Annotated in this window: 12 protein-coding genes; 1 reads left to right on the top strand and 11 read right to left on the bottom strand. The window is 56.6% G+C overall.

Annotated features, from left to right (window positions below; translation table 11 throughout):
* Positions 1 to 13: 13 nt before the first annotated feature.
* The 8 genes from E1J53_RS01270 to E1J53_RS01235 form a co-directional block, all read right to left on the bottom strand.
* Positions 14 to 1,324, bottom strand: coding sequence for a DUF5103 domain-containing protein (locus tag E1J53_RS01270; protein WP_173021322.1), 1,311 nt, complete (start codon positions 1,322 to 1,324; stop codon positions 14 to 16).
* 84 nt (positions 1,325 to 1,408) lie between these two features.
* Positions 1,409 to 2,041, bottom strand: coding sequence for a DNA-3-methyladenine glycosylase (locus E1J53_RS01265; protein ID WP_134270164.1), 633 nt, complete (start codon positions 2,039 to 2,041; stop codon positions 1,409 to 1,411).
* 149 nt (positions 2,042 to 2,190) lie between these two features.
* Complete coding sequence (locus tag E1J53_RS24605) at positions 2,191 to 6,501, bottom strand: LamG-like jellyroll fold domain-containing protein (RefSeq protein ID WP_134270163.1); 4,311 nt, start codon at positions 6,499 to 6,501, stop codon at positions 2,191 to 2,193.
* 126 nt (positions 6,502 to 6,627) lie between these two features.
* Complete coding sequence (locus E1J53_RS01255) at positions 6,628 to 6,837, bottom strand: hypothetical protein (RefSeq protein ID WP_216649988.1); 210 nt, start codon at positions 6,835 to 6,837, stop codon at positions 6,628 to 6,630.
* A 198-nt stretch (positions 6,838 to 7,035) separates the two neighbouring features.
* Complete coding sequence (locus tag E1J53_RS01250; RefSeq protein WP_134270162.1) at positions 7,036 to 7,713, bottom strand: DUF4200 domain-containing protein; 678 nt, start codon at positions 7,711 to 7,713, stop codon at positions 7,036 to 7,038.
* 344 nt (positions 7,714 to 8,057) lie between these two features.
* A complete protein-coding gene (locus E1J53_RS01245) occupies positions 8,058 to 10,382 on the bottom strand; it encodes an acyl-CoA dehydrogenase (RefSeq protein WP_134270161.1) in 2,325 nt (774 codons plus the stop codon).
* A 227-nt stretch (positions 10,383 to 10,609) separates the two neighbouring features.
* A complete protein-coding gene (locus E1J53_RS01240; RefSeq protein WP_134270160.1) occupies positions 10,610 to 11,296 on the bottom strand; it encodes a porin family protein in 687 nt (228 codons plus the stop codon).
* A 98-nt stretch (positions 11,297 to 11,394) separates the two neighbouring features.
* On the bottom strand, positions 11,395 to 12,087 hold the full coding sequence (locus E1J53_RS01235) for an outer membrane beta-barrel protein (RefSeq protein ID WP_134270159.1): 693 nt from the start codon (positions 12,085 to 12,087) through the stop codon (positions 11,395 to 11,397).
* 571 nt (positions 12,088 to 12,658) lie between these two features.
* On the opposite strand from E1J53_RS01235, the gene E1J53_RS01230 reads away from it, so the two are divergent.
* Complete coding sequence (locus E1J53_RS01230; RefSeq protein WP_134270158.1) at positions 12,659 to 14,458, top strand: acyl-CoA dehydrogenase family protein; 1,800 nt, start codon at positions 12,659 to 12,661, stop codon at positions 14,456 to 14,458.
* Positions 14,459 to 14,648: 190 nt separating this feature from the next.
* Here the strand turns inward: E1J53_RS01230 and E1J53_RS01225 are convergent, their stop codons facing one another.
* From E1J53_RS01225 to E1J53_RS01215, 3 genes are all read right to left on the bottom strand, one after another.
* Positions 14,649 to 15,782 carry a glycoside hydrolase family 130 protein gene (locus tag E1J53_RS01225; protein WP_134270157.1) on the bottom strand — a complete coding sequence of 378 codons (1,134 nt, stop codon included), beginning with the start codon at positions 15,780 to 15,782 and terminating at the stop codon, positions 14,649 to 14,651.
* Positions 15,783 to 15,991: 209 nt separating this feature from the next.
* Positions 15,992 to 16,531, bottom strand: coding sequence for a hypothetical protein (locus tag E1J53_RS01220; protein WP_134270156.1), 540 nt, complete (start codon positions 16,529 to 16,531; stop codon positions 15,992 to 15,994).
* Between the two features lie 6 nt (positions 16,532 to 16,537).
* Positions 16,538 to 17,086 (bottom strand): sigma-70 family RNA polymerase sigma factor, encoded by a 549-nt coding sequence (locus E1J53_RS01215; protein ID WP_134270155.1) that lies wholly within the window; start codon positions 17,084 to 17,086, stop codon positions 16,538 to 16,540.
* Positions 17,087 to 17,091 lie beyond the last annotated feature (5 nt).

The raw sequence follows: 17,091 nt of genomic DNA, 5'->3' as shown, positions 1-17,091 counted from the left end.
GCTAAAGTCCAGCTTAATTCGCGTTAGAGTTCAGCAGCGTATAGCCCACAATGCGGTCGTACCGACCGCCGATGGGGCGCCAGTACACGAAGGTCAGGTAATCGTTCTCGGCGTCGTCGAAGCTGCCTTCGGTGTGCTCATACACCACCCGGTCTCCGGGCATACTGAGTTCCCGGTCCGGATTACTCGTGACGAAGTAGTAATTATAGAAGCCTTGCTTGAGCACCGTTCGGCCCACGTAGGCATTGATCTGCTGGTTCCAGACCATCCTGAGGGAGGGCTTCAATTGCCATTCACTGAGGGCTCCGAAAATGTAGATATCCTCCTCGATTTCGTAGTCCATCGAGAGAATGAACGTCATTTCCACGTACTCGCCGGTGAAGTCCAGTTGGAAACGCTCAAAGTTTTCCTGCAGGAATTCATCGGCGATGTTGATGACGGGACGGTCAAAGCGGAAGTTGACAAAATCTCCGTTGAGGTCAAAGTACTGAATGTAGGTTCCCGTCCGGGGCTGCTCGGGAAGCATCATCATCGTATAGTACTCGTCGCCGTTGGCGATGTCGGCCATCCGGGTTCGGGGAGCCTGAATGGATCGAAAATCAAGGTTCCGAAATTCATTACCCCCCCGAAAGCTCACCTGCCCCTGGTAGTCAAAGCGGACGGCCTCCCGCTGCAGTAGATTGGGCTTGATGTCCGACATGGTCATGTCCCAGCGCCCGTTCTGCACGATGGAAGCAGACAGTTCCCGCATTGGTGCCCGTAAATCCAGTTGTTTGGTGTTGACCGTAAGATCAATTTCCTGGTGGGTGTGAATCTTATTAATGTCCGCCGGTCGCATCACGCGTCCACTGACTCCGGCCATGTTCTCTACCACGTAAAAGCGGCGGGTAATCACCGGAATCCGGTCCCCTTCGGCATCGTAAACGACCAGTAAGTAATTCCCGCTCACGTCAAGTTTCATCGTACGGTTAGGGAAAACCAGATCGTAGTGAATGTACTCCTTGAAGGTGCGCAGGCTAAAGTCGTATTCGTCCAGATAGTCTTCCGCGTAGCCACTGTTGTATTCCAGTACACTCAGTCCCGAAGGCTCCCAGTTCTGATCGCAGTGAATAAACTTGTAGAGGTAACGGCGTACCTCATCGCTCGTATCATCAAAGGAAAGGCGGAGGCGGGCATTACCGTCCAGTTCAATGACGGGATAAGAATGGGGAAACCCCTGGATGTGGAGTCGGACCGTCTTGATGTGGTCAACGTAGGTGTTGTCGTAAAATTTGAGATCCTCATCCTGGGCAGAAGCCGTAGCGAGTAGCAGGTTGAGGGCCATAAACAAGCATAATCGGACGGTAGCCGCCCGGAGAAATGCGGTGGATCGGTACAAAGTTGAACGGCAATGAGTCATGCGGTCAAGTTAACTATTTGGGGCAGATTGCTTTTTCCCCGGAGAACGACTAACGAACGGTGAATCTTTCAGAAAAAACCGCCAGTGCTTGTCCGCCCAGGGCGGACCGGCGTAGTCGATACCAATCCGGGGACTTTCCCCGATTTGGGACGCTGCCACCCGGGTACGGGTCACCTTTAAACGAACCGGGCTCTGGTCGTCGAGCAGGTTAAGTCCGTTGTGACGACGGGTAATACCGAGTGCCCTGGACACAACGCCCGGGCCACTCGTTAATTGCGGTTTTAAGGTTTTTATAGCACGTCTTTCCATGATGGTGTCCAGACCACGTAGGGGGCTGACCGCCCTGATCAGTACGGCATGCGGGGTGCCTTCCGGGCCGGTAATCACGTTGAACAACTCATGGATTCCGTAACAGAGGTATACATAACTGGTCCCCGCTGGCCCGTAAAATACTTCCGTTCGCTTCGTCCGCCGATGATTGTAGGCATGGCTGGCCCGGTCTTCCGGTGCCCAGTACGCTTCCGTTTCGGTGATGAGGCCACTGGTAAGTCGCCCGCCGATTTCCGTCACCAACTCCAGGCCGATGAGTAAGCGGGCAATCCTGACCGGATCTTCCATCGCCAATACTTCCGCAAGATTCATACTACCTCAACCCGGAAATCAAGGGTACAGTTTCGCTTCCCCATGGATTGTCGGGGAGTGTGCCCGCAGCATTCACGATGCTACACGTGCCCGGGCCTCAATGGCCGAAGCTCCGAAACCATTTAAGGTACGGGCCATCCACCTGGTCTTTACTCCGTAATGATCAATCTCCCGCCCTTGCGGTAGGCCTCTCCCCGGATTTGATAGAGGTAGACACCTGCCGGCAACTGTCCAAGATGAAGGTTGGCATCCCCTTGGAAAACGAAGCGCCCAACCTCCTGCCCCGTAACGGAATACAAACTAAGGGAAAGTACTCCCGCTAAATCCGTGACTACGGTCAATTGCTCCCCACGGGCTACCGGGTTTGGGTAAAGCATGACGGGCTCCGATAATGCGCCCACCACCACCGAGCGAACTTCGGAGAACGTTACGGTACCATCAAAATCAACCATCCTTAGCCGGTAAAAGGAACGTCCACGATGGGGGCTCACGTCCAGGAAACCGTAACTGAGTTCTTCTTCACTATTGCCGGCGGCGGAGACCGTCGTTAGCAGCGTAAAGTTCTGTCCGTCCCGGCTCCGCAACACTTCGTAACGGTCCAGATTTTCCTCTCCGCTACTGACCCAGGAAACGTCAACCGATTTCTGGTTCTGTATCCGGGCCGTGAAATTCAGTAGTTCTGCCCCGAGGGCAGGCGTTTCGAAGGAAATAATGAACTGGCTGAAGCTGGTCTGGTTGTTACCGACACCAAAGGTGACCTCTCCTCCATTGCTGGTAGCGGCAGCCGTAGCTTCGGCGACAAAATCCCCCCAGGTATCCCCCTCACCAACACTCTTTCTTTTGTAGAGCTTCAGTTGGGAAGGGGCGGCCACTATACCGGCATTAATCCCATTTACCTCCGCAAACATAAGTGACTGAAGGGGGGAGAAACTTTCATTGACTCCAAAATTATGTACGACCCAGTAGGATGAGCTGACCTCCGCCGCGGGCAGCCGGTCCGGTTGAATTTTCAGGCGGGTCACACACAATTCTCCGTCCGGCGTTACGCCCGTATCAAAGTTCAGGGTCAACCCGGTATCCCCAAACCCGTAGGATCCCGGAGCGGTAATTGTTTTCCGTGCACTGGAGCCCGGCCCCACGGGTGCCGTGGATTGCCCCCTAAAGGCGCCTCCCCCCAGGTTAAGGTGGTTCGTGCCAAAACGATCGGTCACCTGCCCCTCGTCTCGGTTGAACTGGTAGTAAGCCAGCAAGCCGACCTCGCCTCCATCCGTGCGGGTGAGGTGCATGCTTTCTCGGATTTCAGCCTGGCTGAGGCTCCGGTTATAGATACAGACTTCATCCATTTCACCCCGGAAATACCGGCTACTGTGATTGGGGTCCCGGCCAAAGAAAAGTGGACTATCGAAGGTGACGGCCGGAGCGGAAAAAGACCGGTTGGCGGGATGTCCGTTCAGATAAAGCGTAACGCCGGTGGGCGTAACCACCATGGCAACGTGGGCCCATTCCTGATCGTTAACGACCAGGCCGCTGTCCCACCACCACTGGGCGTTGTTCCAGTGAAACCGCAGCTCATTATCGTTACCAAAGTTGAGCCCTACGGCAGTTCCCCCACGCATAAAGATGATGCCCGCGTTGTCCGGCTGATTCCCATCTCTTTTGATCCAGGCCGAGAAGGTCATTTCGTTAGTGGTGAGATTCAACGGCTCCGAACTTGTGGCCGCGCCACTCCCGTTGAAATACGCGGAGTTTCCGGGGCGGGGTTCCGGGTCACACTCCGGACTTATGGTTACCGAAACGGATTCCGTACTGGAGCCCCCCGGCTGACTGACGGTAAGCGTCGCGGTGTAGGTACCCGGTCCGGGAAACTCGGCGGTAACTTCCCGCTGATTCAAGGCCGTGGTAGTTGTTGCCTCCGGAATGCTCCATTGGTAGGTGGCGTTGCCCTTGGCCACGGAATAACTATCAAAATGTACCGCATCCCGCTGGCAAAATCGTTCTGTGCCGTCAACGAAGGGTTGGGCCACCGGCGCCCAATTTTCCTGATATAGGGGGATTTGCCACACCCCACGGTTACCGGCCCAGCGCAGTGCGTTCCCCCGGTAGTAGGGTAAGATTTTGGTGGGGTTGGCACTGGCGGGAAGGCCTGCGGAATAGTCCACCCACTGGCTCATCCCCCGATCCCGGTAAAAGACTTTGGCCGGCAGCGTTCCCGTACTCCCCCTTTCTGAGGCGATGTATACACCGCCGTTACTGCCCACCTGATGGGCCATCGCCGTCCACTTCCGGCCCGCCAGGGCCGGGGTGTGCCAACTCGACCAGCTGGTTCCGCCGTTGGAGGAATACCAAACCCGGTCTCGGTTACTGTTTGCTCCGGCATTCCAGTCGAGGAACCAGATTTCGTCGGGATCAGTACCACTTACGTTAATCCGGCCGCGGCGGGCATTGCTGGCCGTTAGTCCGGGAGGGAGACTGATGCTGTTGAAGGACGCTCCCCGGTCCGTAGACCGGTAGATTCCGTTGTTAGCGATCAGGTATACGTAGTTCGGATTGGCGCGGGAGATATCAAAATGAAACACTTCGGCGCCAAAGTCATGTAGGGCCTCCCAGCTCACCCCGCCATCCTGGCTACGCCAGTACTGATTACCCTCCCCTACGTAGGAGGTCATGTAATCTGCGGGATCAACCATGATCCGGCTGTACCCCGCCCCGTAATACCAGATGTTGGGATATTTATTGAAGGCAAAGGTTCCCCCGGCGAAATCTCCGATTTGTTCGGGAATAATCGTATTGCTGATATCGTCAAATACGGCGTGGCGTTCCCGCCCGTGCTGGGCCCAACCGGTGGCACTTTCTGCTCCCCCCATCCGCAGAGCGGTCGCTTCGGGATAGTTTTCGTGCATGGCCGTATTTCCGTTGTGGTAGCGACCGCCAATAACGTAATCTTCATTCCAACCCTGGTCGAAGCCCCAAAAATCGGTCCCGTCCAATCCGTCAATGCGGGCCTCCCAGTTACCGGTATTCTGATAAAAGTCCGTAGAAAAGTTGATCCCGCCATCCGTGGGGAGCCAGGTGTTTTCCTCTCCCCCATCAAGGACGGAGATGATTTCCTGAATGTCGGGATGGATATCGAAGGGCCCGCCATAACCTCCAACGGCCTGATAATTGACCCCACCGTCCGTGGATCGGTAAGCCGTCGTGGTTGCCACAATCAAGTGTTCCGGATTGCGGTGAGAGGCACATATTTCCAGATCGTAGTACCCCTGTCCGTTGTTCATCTCCAGCGCCGTGGTTTTCCCCTGAGCTACCTCCGTCCAGCTGCTCGCCGCATTCGTACTTTTTAGCACGTAGGGCGTATTACCGTTCCGACTCGACAGTAAGACCACGTACACATACTCTTCGCCGGCCGGGGTCACCGTCATTCTTCCACCACTATGATCGGGGTAGGATCCCCAGCCCGTCATGGAAAGGGTAAAGGATTGTCCCGAATTTGTACTCTTGTGAAGCTTTGCGGTAGCCGGACTTCCCGAGCGGGTGAGTGCATAAATAGCCGAAGGGTTACCGGGCTGGAAGGCAGCATCGAGTACCTCCTCGGCCAACACGTTATCCCAATTACTACCTCCGTCTAGGGTTCTCATCAAGCCCGAACCCGTTCCGGCCATCACGACATCGGGGTCAGTAGGGTGCATCCGAATGGAATTACACGACAGGGACGACCCCGTGAGTACTGGCGTCCAGCTCAGTCCTCCGTCCGTAGACTTAATGACGTCGGTCGCCGTACCTACGTACACCAGATCGGGGTTCTGAGGAGCAATGGCTACGGAAAGAATCGCCCTTCCCCAGTTGTAGTTCATAATGGGCGTCCAGGTAATCCCCTTATCCGTTGATTTATACAGCTCTCCGGTTTCGCTCCCGGCAAAAAGCAGGTCGGGGTCACTCTCCGCAACCGCAATAGAATAAATATTGACCTGCCAGGGTGCTACGGGCTGGCCGGCCCGGTGCTCGGCCCGCCAAAGGGTTTTCTTGGGGCCGTAGAAGGTCCAGGCATCACCCGGTCCCGATTTAGCCGTCTCTTGACTTCGCGCATCGGCCAGAGCAGCTTCCTTCCGTCGAGCCATCAGGGCCTCCGTGTTCAGAGACTTTACCACCCCCTTATTGTCTACCTCCCGGGAAGCATGACGAACCCAATGATGGAAGAACTTGGCGTATGGATTGTTTTCAAGATCCTCGGACCATGCCCTTGGGCCGCGTTCCCGGTAGTAGGTAGCGTGGGCCTCCAGCACCTCTTCGAGCACGACGGATTCTCCGTACAGTGGGACTACGTACGCTGGCATATCCACCGTTGGCAAAGGAATGCTGGTTCGATCCATAAAGTGCCAGGAAGGCCGGGCACTTTGGGTCATTAGCGTGGAGGAAATCAGCGTGCAGGCGCACACCAGTAAAAAGGAGAATGAGTTTTTCACGAGACAAGATTATTACAACGATAGCCATACGTTTCGGAAATCCCGAAAATCCTCACTAAAGTAGCCAACCCTAGCCACTCCCTCATCAAGCGACCGGTCTCCCGGAGTAATTCACCCTCCTTCGGGCTACTTTCCATCCATCAAGGCCGCGTACGTCATGACGCGAAACTTCCGGACAATTTCGGAATACTGCGGGATGGGGTGCACGTTGGTGTAGAACAACATGATGAGCTCTTCCTGCGGGTCAATCGTGAATTCACTACAGTACATCCCTCCCCATTTATAGCTCCCCGGCGTTGCCTGATCACCGTAGTGAGAGCCGGGCGTAATGATCATAAAAGCTCCCCAGAAAGACCAGAAACCATAGGATGCGCATTGACGACAAAATTTTGTCCTCCAAGGTAGGTAATTCGACCTGGGTAGCCATCAGTGGCGTTGCCACAAAAAAATCTGGCCAGCGGAATATTTCCCGCTGGCCAGATTACTTTTAGGTTCCTTGGGGTGCAGCCACCCAAAGGGTTATTAATCCTTGGCTTAGAAGTCCTTGAGCTTCCGCTTGATGGTTTCCACGGCTTCAATTTGTGCGCCGATCTCCTTTTCCTTGTTGGCCTGAGCGTCAATGTTGCGTTCAATGTCCGCCCGTGCATCTTCAATGGCTTTTTCGGCGTCACGAATCACCTTCTCAAATTTCTCCTTGTCCTTCTTCAGGCGGTCCAGCTCCTTTTCCAGTTCCTTCAGGGCTTTTTCCTCCTCTTCGACCTCCAGTCGCAGTTGCTCCCGGCCGACCTCCAGCGCAAAGCGCATGAGCATTTTTTCCGCCTCTACGTAGCGACTGACGTCCATGTTCGGGCTGATGTATCCGTCGGGGGTAGCGATCCAGACGATCAATTCACTACCCGTACCGGCCCCCTTGATGTCGCTGTACATGTCCACTTTACCGCCGGCGCTTACGCCGGGAATCAGGAAGTTGAGGCTTTCCATCTCTTTGGTCTTCCGGTTCTTTTTGGTCTTCACCTTGTAGGTGTCCTTCAGCCAGTCCGGCCAGAGCTTGGCGACCATCTTATCGTCGGCACTGGGCAATTCCAGAATCAGGGCCTCGTTGGTTCCCCGGCTCATCGTCATGGTTTGGTTGGTTACCTGGGCGGTAACGACCTGGCTTCCCGCAAGGAGAAGCAGGCACAAAAAGGCGAAAGAGAAAAATAAATCTTTCATGGTGGTTGATTTTTGGATTTAGACGTATAGTTGGTGACGTACCGTTGTCCATCGGAGGTCTTCGGCCAGACCAACGCTATTGGTAATCTCTTCAGGCTCAGTGGAATGTTCACTACCCTGCTGAAGTATCCGGAACATCATTGCGGGTCAACCGCATGTGGTTTAGACGTTCAAGTCCTGACTGGTCACTAAGATACCCATTAAAGAATTGCTAAAGGGCTAAGCCCGCTTACCACACGTAACGCGACAATTCATAAAAGTTAGTTCTAACCTGATTTGGGCGACGGAGCGCAGGTGCCAGAGTAACCCGCGAATAGCCAGGAACCCTTCGGGACTCTCCTACCCTATAGGGCGATGGGCGCTCCCAGCAACTCATCCGGAATACCGAAGCCGTTAACCAGAGCTCCGGCCTCCGGCCGGAGTTCCGCACAGAGCTTATCGACCAGCTTCCGAATGGCCTTGCTTTTCTGGCCGCTGATGTAATCACTTTCCAGGTACCATCCGCGGTGCCCTTCGATGGTATGCAGCGCAAAAAGCGCCACCACCTTTTGCATCAGGGGGCGGATGGGGTCATCCTTCGCCAGCGCATCAATCCGCTCCAGGCTTTTCTCCAGGATGAGGTTTTCTACGTAGGCCTCCGCCGCCTCGATCATGTGGGTCTGGCACCGCAGTCCGGCTTCGTAGGCCGATAAGCCTTCCTTAATGAAGGCCCGCAGGCGTTGGGCCAGGGTACTGGTCAGACGACGCGACCGGAAGCTGAAGGCATACTGGTAAAAATCCCGGCTTTCGAGGTGCGCCCGGTCCGTTTGGCGGACGGTGTAGGGATTCTGTTCGGTTACGATGGTCGCCACCCGGCGCCCCAGAAACTTCAGCACCGCAAAGTTACCGTCCTCACGGAAGGACTTCTGAAAATCCGCCAGCAATGACTTGGCCAGGAGCTGCATTAGCACGGTATTGTCCCCTTCAAAAGTGGTGAAGATGTCGGTATCGGCCTTCAGGTCCGCAAAGCGGTTTTCGGCCAGATACCCCTTCCCTCCGGTAGCTTCCCGGCATTCCTGAATGGCCGCCGTGGTGAACCAGGTGGCGTAAGATTTGAGTCCGGCGGCCATGGCTTCGATCTCCCGCATATCCTCCTCGCTGCGGTTGACGTAGCGCTCCAGCAGATAGTCCAGTCCAAACTGGGTAGCGTAGGCCTTGGCCACGAGGGGAATCAGCCGGCGCTGCTGGTTGGGATAATCCATGATGATGGTCTCCGCCTTCAGCGGATCGGCGGCAAATTGCCGCCGCCGCAGCCCATACCGTACCGCAATGGCCAGGGCTGATTTTGCCGCACTCAGTCCGGCGCGCGGCACGCAAACCCGGCCACCCACCAGCGTACCGAGCATGGTAAAAAACCGCCGACTGGGATTTTCAATGCTGCTCTCATACCGGCCATCTTCGGTGATGCCGCCAAAGCGGTCCAGCAAATTTGCTACCGGCACCCGTACCCTCGTGAACCAGAGCCGCCCGTTATCAACGCCGTTCAGGCCGAGCTTATAGCCATTGTCCTCCACCCGGATTCCCGGCAGCACCATTCCTTCCTCGTCCCGCACGGGAACCACCACCGCGTGAACACCGTGGCTCTCTCCGTTAACGATCAGCTGGCAGAATACCGCCGCCATCCGGCTGTGCATGGCATTGCCGATGTATTCCTTACCGGCCGCAATGCTGGGCGAATGCACGATGAGTTCTTTGGTGTCCGGATCGTATACTGCGGTGGTCTCCAGTCCGCGGACGTTAGACCCGTGGCCGGTTTCCGTCATCGCGAAACACCCCGGCAGATCGAGGGTACCCGTGTCCTTCAGGTAGGCATCGTGGTGTTTTTTGGTGCCCAGGTTGTAGACCGCGCCTCCCCACAAGCCAAACTGTACGCCAAACTTGATCGTCAGGCTCAGGTCGTGATAGGCCAGGGTTTCAAAGGCGGCGGCGTAGGCCCCCATATCGTTCTGCCCACCGTATTCCCTGGGGTAACTCAAGGCACCAATGCCCTTCTGACCCAAAGCCTTGGCCCAGCGGAGAACCTGCTCCCGGTAATCTTCCTTGACCGGAAGTTTTTCCCGGTTGAAGCCCGGTCCGGTAAGGATGTCCTTAACGCGGGCAATGGTCTCGGCGTGTTCGCCATCCAGTAAGCGCTGGATCGCCGCAGGGTCCACCGTTGCCCCCCGAACGGATTCTTGCAGCTTCTTACGCTGGTCGTAGCGGGGAAAGAGCGACCGGTAGGTGTCCTCTTCCACCCCGCCCAGTCCCATTTCGATTTCGGTAAGGGCCGGCAGCTGAGCGACCCAGAATTCCCGGCGGTCTTCAGCCATACCCTCGGCGGCATGGCCCAACAGCACCCCCAACTCCGCCAGGCTGGCCTTGCGGTCGGCCGGCAGTTGCTCGGCGGCATTACGCCCCATGGTGTGCCATTGCTGGAAAAGTTCCCGGGCCGGGGGGCGAGCGGGATCACTCCACACCAACAGTACCTCCTTATCGGAAGCGTTCAGGAAGGGTAAATCAGCAGCTCGCTTTCGGAGCGCATTGATTTCCTTTAGGTTCAGATGACGATCCGCCCAGGCCGCGTAGAGCAACGGAAGCATTGCCTGAATGCCCGGAGAAAGCTGGGTGTTCATTTGGAATTCCGCGCCCATAGGTATCAGATGTTTTGTTTGGGAGTGTAACGCCCTTAATCCACCCTGGGTTTAGTCAACGATTCACCTTCGTCATTATCCTTTTCCTAAGACTCCGGAGTAGGGTTAAACTCTCCCCTCTGAATAGCCAAGGGGCCCAATCGATCAGCTCGACGGGCCCCCTGGAACAATGAGGGATATTGACTTTATTCTTGGCGGGCGAGCTTACGAAGTAGCGCCCGTCTGCCTCAATTTAGGGAAAATGATACGCCTGCACCAACATTCACGCCCCGAAAACCTACTTTATCGGCAACAACGGGTACGTCGTAGGGTTGGCTGAGTCCGTGTTCGTAGCGGGCTTCGGCAAAAGCCGCAATGCCGTTACCCAACTCGGCCTTCACCCCGGCACCGCCAACGGCAGCCACGTGAAACCGCTGATAGTTGATGGCGTCCAGGTCGATGGAGGTGGTCATGAGGTTGAACTCGATGATGGCCTGAGCGGTCGTGCGGATGTTGCCGCCAACGGCATAGCCCAGACTGCCGCCCCCGAAAACGTAGGGCTGGACGGAAGAGTTTGTGGGCAAGGTGAATTGGGCCATCAGGGGAACGTCAACGTAAGTAAACCGGGTTTGAGCCCGGGCCCCGAAGGGGATACCAATACCGAAAACCGATACGTCGTCCGACAATTCCAGGCTGGCACCGCGGCGGTTGATCTCCAGGCCTGAACGCAGGCTTACTACGTCGCTAAGAGGAAGTGCTGCGGCTACACCAAAGGAAAGCGTGGAAGCAGAAGAAAATTGATCGGTCACCAGATCAAGGTCATTACCCGAACGGACGTTAGACTGGCCGTAGCCGCCACGAATGCCCAGCGTAACCTGGGCGGTTAGTCCGGCGGCAATAAACAAGAAGAGTAAAGAAGTGAGGAGGGTGCGCATACGTCATTGATTGTTTGACTGGAAAACGAGCACCCTCCCCAAAATTTCGGTATGGAAAGGTTAAGGCCGGTTAAAACCCGTTAAGGCCTCACGGAGCCTTACCGTCCGATGGGAATGGACAGTCCGCCACTGAACAACAGGGTGGAGAAGCTTCCCTTTGCGCCGCTGTTGTCGAGGCGCAGCCAGGGCTGCAGCTGACGGTCATAACTGGCCTCCAGGTGGATGTTGGCTCCGCTGTTCAGATAAATCTCTACCCCCCCGGCCGCCTGGGCAGAAGGCTGCCACTGACGCAGACTATTTTGCTGGGGATCGATCCGACTGGTAAATTGCTGAAAATTGAGCTTGGATTCCGAGCTGACCCGCAGGTCGCCACCACGGAGGTAATTCATCGCTACCCCGGCCCGGCCGTAAACGTCCAGCACGCGGGAAAGCGTAAGACTTCCCTTAATACGCAGGGGAACTTCCAGGGTATTCATACGCAGATCAACGGCGTACTGCGGCGGGAGGGCCGTACCAAAAAGATCAAAAAGACCGTCTCCGCTGATGTTCAGCGCGTACTGCCGGCTCACCAGACCCGACTCCACCGACAACCCGGGAGCCACGATCAGGGAACCGTAGGCCCCGATTGAGGTAGCCCTACCGGCGGTGGCTTCGGAAAAGGCTACGGATTCGGCTTGATCCTTAACGTTGACGGAACTCGTCCCCATACCACCCCTCAGGGAGAGGGTGAACTGGGCATCGAGGGAAGAGCAAAGGCCCAACAGGGCGAGGAAGAGAAACAGGGGTTTCATAACTAATGGGTTTTTGGCGGATCCCGTAACCGGAATCCTTCAGGTGTTAATTCTTCAAAAGGCAAGGATGTTTCTTGCCGTGACAACTTTGACAAAATTAGGGGAAATCGTCACGGCCACAAGTGGGAATGCGTTAAACAAAGTTTAAGTTCCCCGCTCACGGCTCTTTTGAAAAATACCCGGCACCTGCGTCCGCGCAATTATTCAGAAGACACTTGGTTTCGTAGCTTCCCCTAAAGGAAATGGAAGAACATTTTCTCTCGTCTATCGGCCGACATTTGAGCACCCGTCGCTGACGGTCAATCAAGGTTTACCAAACGGTGGCCGCATCCGTCAAGCGTCCATTCAACGGCTGGATTACCGTCAATTACCTATTCGCATCGCGCGGCTAAAACGCTGCACGTGGCGGGAAAAAGTGGTGAAATGCATCATGATTCAATTGAGGAAAATCCTTCCCATGAAAAATTTAGCGAATTTTCGCTAAAAATGACCGCTGAACACTTGACCGTCTGAGGATCAGCCCCTAACTTCGCAGCGAATTTTCGCTAAAACGATTTTTAATCCCATCGCCATGTCCGAAACAGCTGCGGTCACCAAGACCCTCAAAGGAGGAGAATTCCTCATCGCCGATACCCGTCCGGAAGACATCTTCACGCCGGAGGATTTCAACGAAGAACAGTTGATGGTCCGCCAGATGGTAGAGGACTTCATCCAGCAGGACATCTACCCCAATCTGGAGAAGATCGAGAAGCAGGAAGACCAGATCGCCGTCAAACTGCTGGACAAGATGGCCGAACTCGGCCTACTGGGTAGCCACATGCCCGAAGCATACGGCGGCATGGCCATGGACACGAATACGAATACCCTCATCTGCGACGTGATGGGCGGCAGCTCCGGTTCCTTCACGGTTTCCTACGCGGCCCACACGGGTATCGGAATGTTACCGATCCTTTACTTCGGCACCGAAAAGCAGAAGGAGACTTACCTGCCCCGGCTGATTTCCGGGGAGCTGAAGGCGGCGTACTGCCTCACCGAGCCCGGTAGCGGGTCGGATGCCCTGGCCGCCAAAACCACGGCCATCAAGGACGGTGAACACTACGTGCTGAACGGGCAGAAGATGTGGATTTCCAACGCCGGATTCGCTGACGTATTTATCGTTTTTGCCCAGGTCGACGGCGATAAATTCACCGGCTTCATCGTTCCCCGCGAGCTTGAGGGGCTTACCCTCGGCGCCGAGGAGGACAAACTCGGCATCAAGGGGAGTTCCACCCGGCAGGTGTTCTTCGAGAACGTGCGGGTGCCCGCCGATAACCTCCTGGGGGAAATCGGCAAGGGTCACCTGATCGCCTTCAACGTGCTGAACATCGGTCGCTTCAAGCTACACGCCCTCAGTATCGGTGGTTGCAAGCGCTCGCTTTCCATCGGCATCAACTACGCCAACGAGCGCGTGCAATTCAAGCAGCCCATCGCCAATTTCGGTGCCATCAAGCACAAAATCGGGGAGGCCGCCGTCCAGATTTTTGCCGGGGAATCGGCCCTTTACCGGGTGAGCCAGCAAATCCAGGACATGAACAAGCACCTCATGGCGGAAGGAAAATCCTTCAGCCAGGCCAAGCTGCTGAGCGCCGAGGAATACGCCATCGAATGTGCCCTGCTTAAGTTCATCGGCTCCGAGATTCTCGACTTCACCGTAGACGAAGTACTCCAGATTCACGGCGGTATGGGCTACAGCGAGGAAACCCTCGCTCCGCGCATGTACCGGGATGCGCGCATCAACCGCATCTACGAAGGCACTAACGAAATCAACCGCCTGCTGAGCGTAGACATGCTGCTACGCCGGGCCATGAAGGGTGCGCTGGACATCGTTGGTCCCGCCTGGAACGTGCAGAAGGAGCTGGCGGGCATGCCCAGCCTGGGAACTCCGGAAGGTGAATACGGCTGGGAAGAAAAGGCCGTTCAGGAATTCAAGAAGCTCATCCTGATGGTCGCCGGCGGAGCGGCCAAACAGCAGATGGACGGAGAACTTAACCTCAAGTCCGAGCAGGAAATCATTATGAACGTGGCCGACATGCTGGCCGACCTCTTACTGGCCGAAAGCATGCTGCTCCGCGTACAGAAATTACGCGCTCAGGGTACCGGCAAGCACGATCAGTCGATCTACGATGCGATGCTGCGCACCTTCCTCCACGACGCGACGGCCCGCGTGGCCAAAAACGCCACGGACGCCGTGGCCGGGTTTGCCGAAGGCGACCTGCTGCGCACCTTCGTGATGGGCATCAAGCGCTTCACCAAGTACCCCCCGCAGAACGTCAAAGCACTGCGGCGTACCGTCGCCGAATACCTGATCGGGAAAAACGAATACGTGCTTTAAGCACGCACGAAACTTCAATGCTACTTACTGACCAGGCCCTCGTTCCACCGGAACGGGGGCCTTTTTTAATATAAAAAAGTACCCGCACCGGATGGTACGGGTACTGAATGATGTTTTCGGTGTTTCACTTCAGGACAATTAGCGGAATATTTTGTTTAGCGGTTCCGCAGTCCTTTCCCTTAAGACTCCCCTACCGGTCGTCTTCACTTACCGCTACCCCCACCATACTGTCTGCTGTACCGTAATAGAGGTACCATTTTTGCCGGAAACGCACCAGGGCTTCGGTGAAGGTAGTCCCCGAAGCATACTGTCCCGTCATCTCATGGGGGAGGCTGGGTTTGATGTAGGGGGTGTCCTGCCGCAGGAGGAGTTCGGTGGGGTCTTCGGGGCTGAAGAGTGCCTGCCCTCCGCAGTAGGCACCCGGACCGATGTCCATCGACCGCAGGGAGTCGACCTCCGCATTTTTGCCATTGTAGAGGACCAGAATTCCCCGGGGAGTGATCAGGGCCGGAGGCCCGGGCTCGCTCAGGCCGCTGTCGAATTTCCCCCGGCGACGCGGCAGGGGGTCGAACAGGGTCGAATCCGGGTTCAGCACCGGAGTCCAGTCCAGCAGATCGTCACTGTGCGCCAGCCCGACGACCGCATCCCCCCAGTACATCCAGTACTTTCCCCCTACTTTTTGGGCGACCATTCGTCCGTCTTCCCGCAGCTCGCAAACCACCGATCCCGACTTGGACCAGGTGTTGTGGAACTTCCCTCCGTAGGCGTTTTCAAAGACGGGACCGTGCTTGGTCCAGTTCCGCATATCGGAGGAAGTAGCCACGCACAGGCGGGCGACGTCCTGGTTCCAGGCCGTGTAGTGCATCAGGTAACCACCCTCCGGCATCTCCACCACCCGGGGGTCTTCGCATCCCCCACCCTCCTCGAATTCGCGGTTGCCGTCGTTGGCCGGGAAAAGAACCGGTTGGGGTTCCCGGCGGAAATTGATCCCATCGGCACTGACGGCCAGACCGATCCGCGAGGTTCTACCCCCGAGGATGGCCCGGGGATTGTCTTCGGCCCGGAAAAAGAGGTAGACCGAATCACCGTCCGTAACGGCGCCGGGATTGAAAACGTCCGCCCGTTGCCACCGGACGATGGTATCGGCCAGGGGGTCCAGAAAAGTGAAGGAGGAATCCGCCGTCAGAATGGGGTTAGCGGCCGGTTTCTCGAAGCCGCCGATCCAGGGAGAACCTTCCGGAGCTTCGGGTTCGCCGGACTCCGCGGGCGACGGCGCGCAGGTGCAAAGCAACAGGGGGAGGAGCAAGGTAAGGACACGGGGCATGGGGCCAGCATTCAGGAAGTGAACCCGAAATGTACGGGCTTGTCTGGATTTGGAGCTTACCTTGAGCTCCGGCACCCTTTCGATTCCCTGCAGGGTCTTGCTTCCGTTAGCCTATTTTGCTACCTAGAGCAGATCTTTTGCGGGAAGATGTTCCGCTTTGCTAATGGCTCAGCGTGGAACGCCTCGACCAGTTTGGGGGCGTTTCCCCGTCATTTGGCGCCCACCATGAGCTCCAGCACCCTTTCGATTCCCTGCAGGGTTTTGCTTCCGTTAATCGGGGGAGGAACTCCCTCGGGCAGGTACACCGTATCGATCCGGTAGACCGTCATCGGCTCTACGGTTGCCGCGGCAATCCGCAGGGTATCCCGGATGACCTTTACGGCCGTCCGGATTTCAAAGAGGGTGTCCGTTTTGGTGATTATTTCCGGAGCCGGAGGGTCGGCGGCCATTACGCGATAGACCGTTTCCGATTTGGTGGGGGTCACGCCCCAGGCGATAGCCGTGCACAGGAACAGCAACCAGCCAGCCGCGGCCGCCCAGCGCCAGTTAAACGAGCGTGGGATGGCTTTGGGCCGATGATTCCGTTCCCGAAATGCCGCCGTAAGCGCCGGCGGCAGGGCGTTGGCCCCGGGCGCCAGTCCCCGTGCGATGGTGCGTCGGTAGGCGTATTCTTCCCGACCAATCGATTCCCGAACGTCTACGGGGAGTTCGTCGTAAGTGCAGTGGAGGAGGTAATCAAGATAATCCATACCAAATTATACTAAGCTACCGGCCCGGAGCCAGGTGGCCATTTTCTTTAATCCGTAGTGTAGTCGTGACTTTACCGTTCCGGGCGGACAATCAAGTAATTCTCCGATTTCTTCGTGGCTGAGGCCCCGCTTGAAGCGTAATTCCAAACATTCGCGCTGATGGGCGGGCAGGGCCGCCAGCGCCGCCGAAAGCTGGGGGTTCGGTTCTTCCGGTTCGGGTACCCAGTCTTTGGTCGGTTGCAGGGTGCGGAAGACGCGTTCCCGTCGCTGTCGTCGTTCGGTCCCCCGGTAATCATTCTTGAGTAGGTTGGCCGCGATGGTAAACAGTAGGGAGGAACAATCCGCCTTGCCGTGGCCCGCCTGCCGGAAAGCCTTACTCTCCAACAGCTGTAGAAACACCTGTTGGCGTAGGTCTTCGGCCCGGGCCGCGTCCTTGCCGCAGCGGGTAAAGAAGTAGGCAAAAAGCCGCCCGGCATACCGTTGGTACAGTACGCTAAAGGCCGCTTCGTCACCCTCCGCCGCCCGGGCCATCAATTGTTGATCCGTAGGGGTCACCGTTA

Source organism: Lewinella sp. W8, assembly GCF_004375085.3.
GTDB lineage: Bacteria > Bacteroidota > Bacteroidia > Chitinophagales > Saprospiraceae > Neolewinella.
The sequence above is the reverse complement of the archived record's forward strand: the minus strand, read 5'-3'. Positions and strand labels throughout refer to the sequence as shown.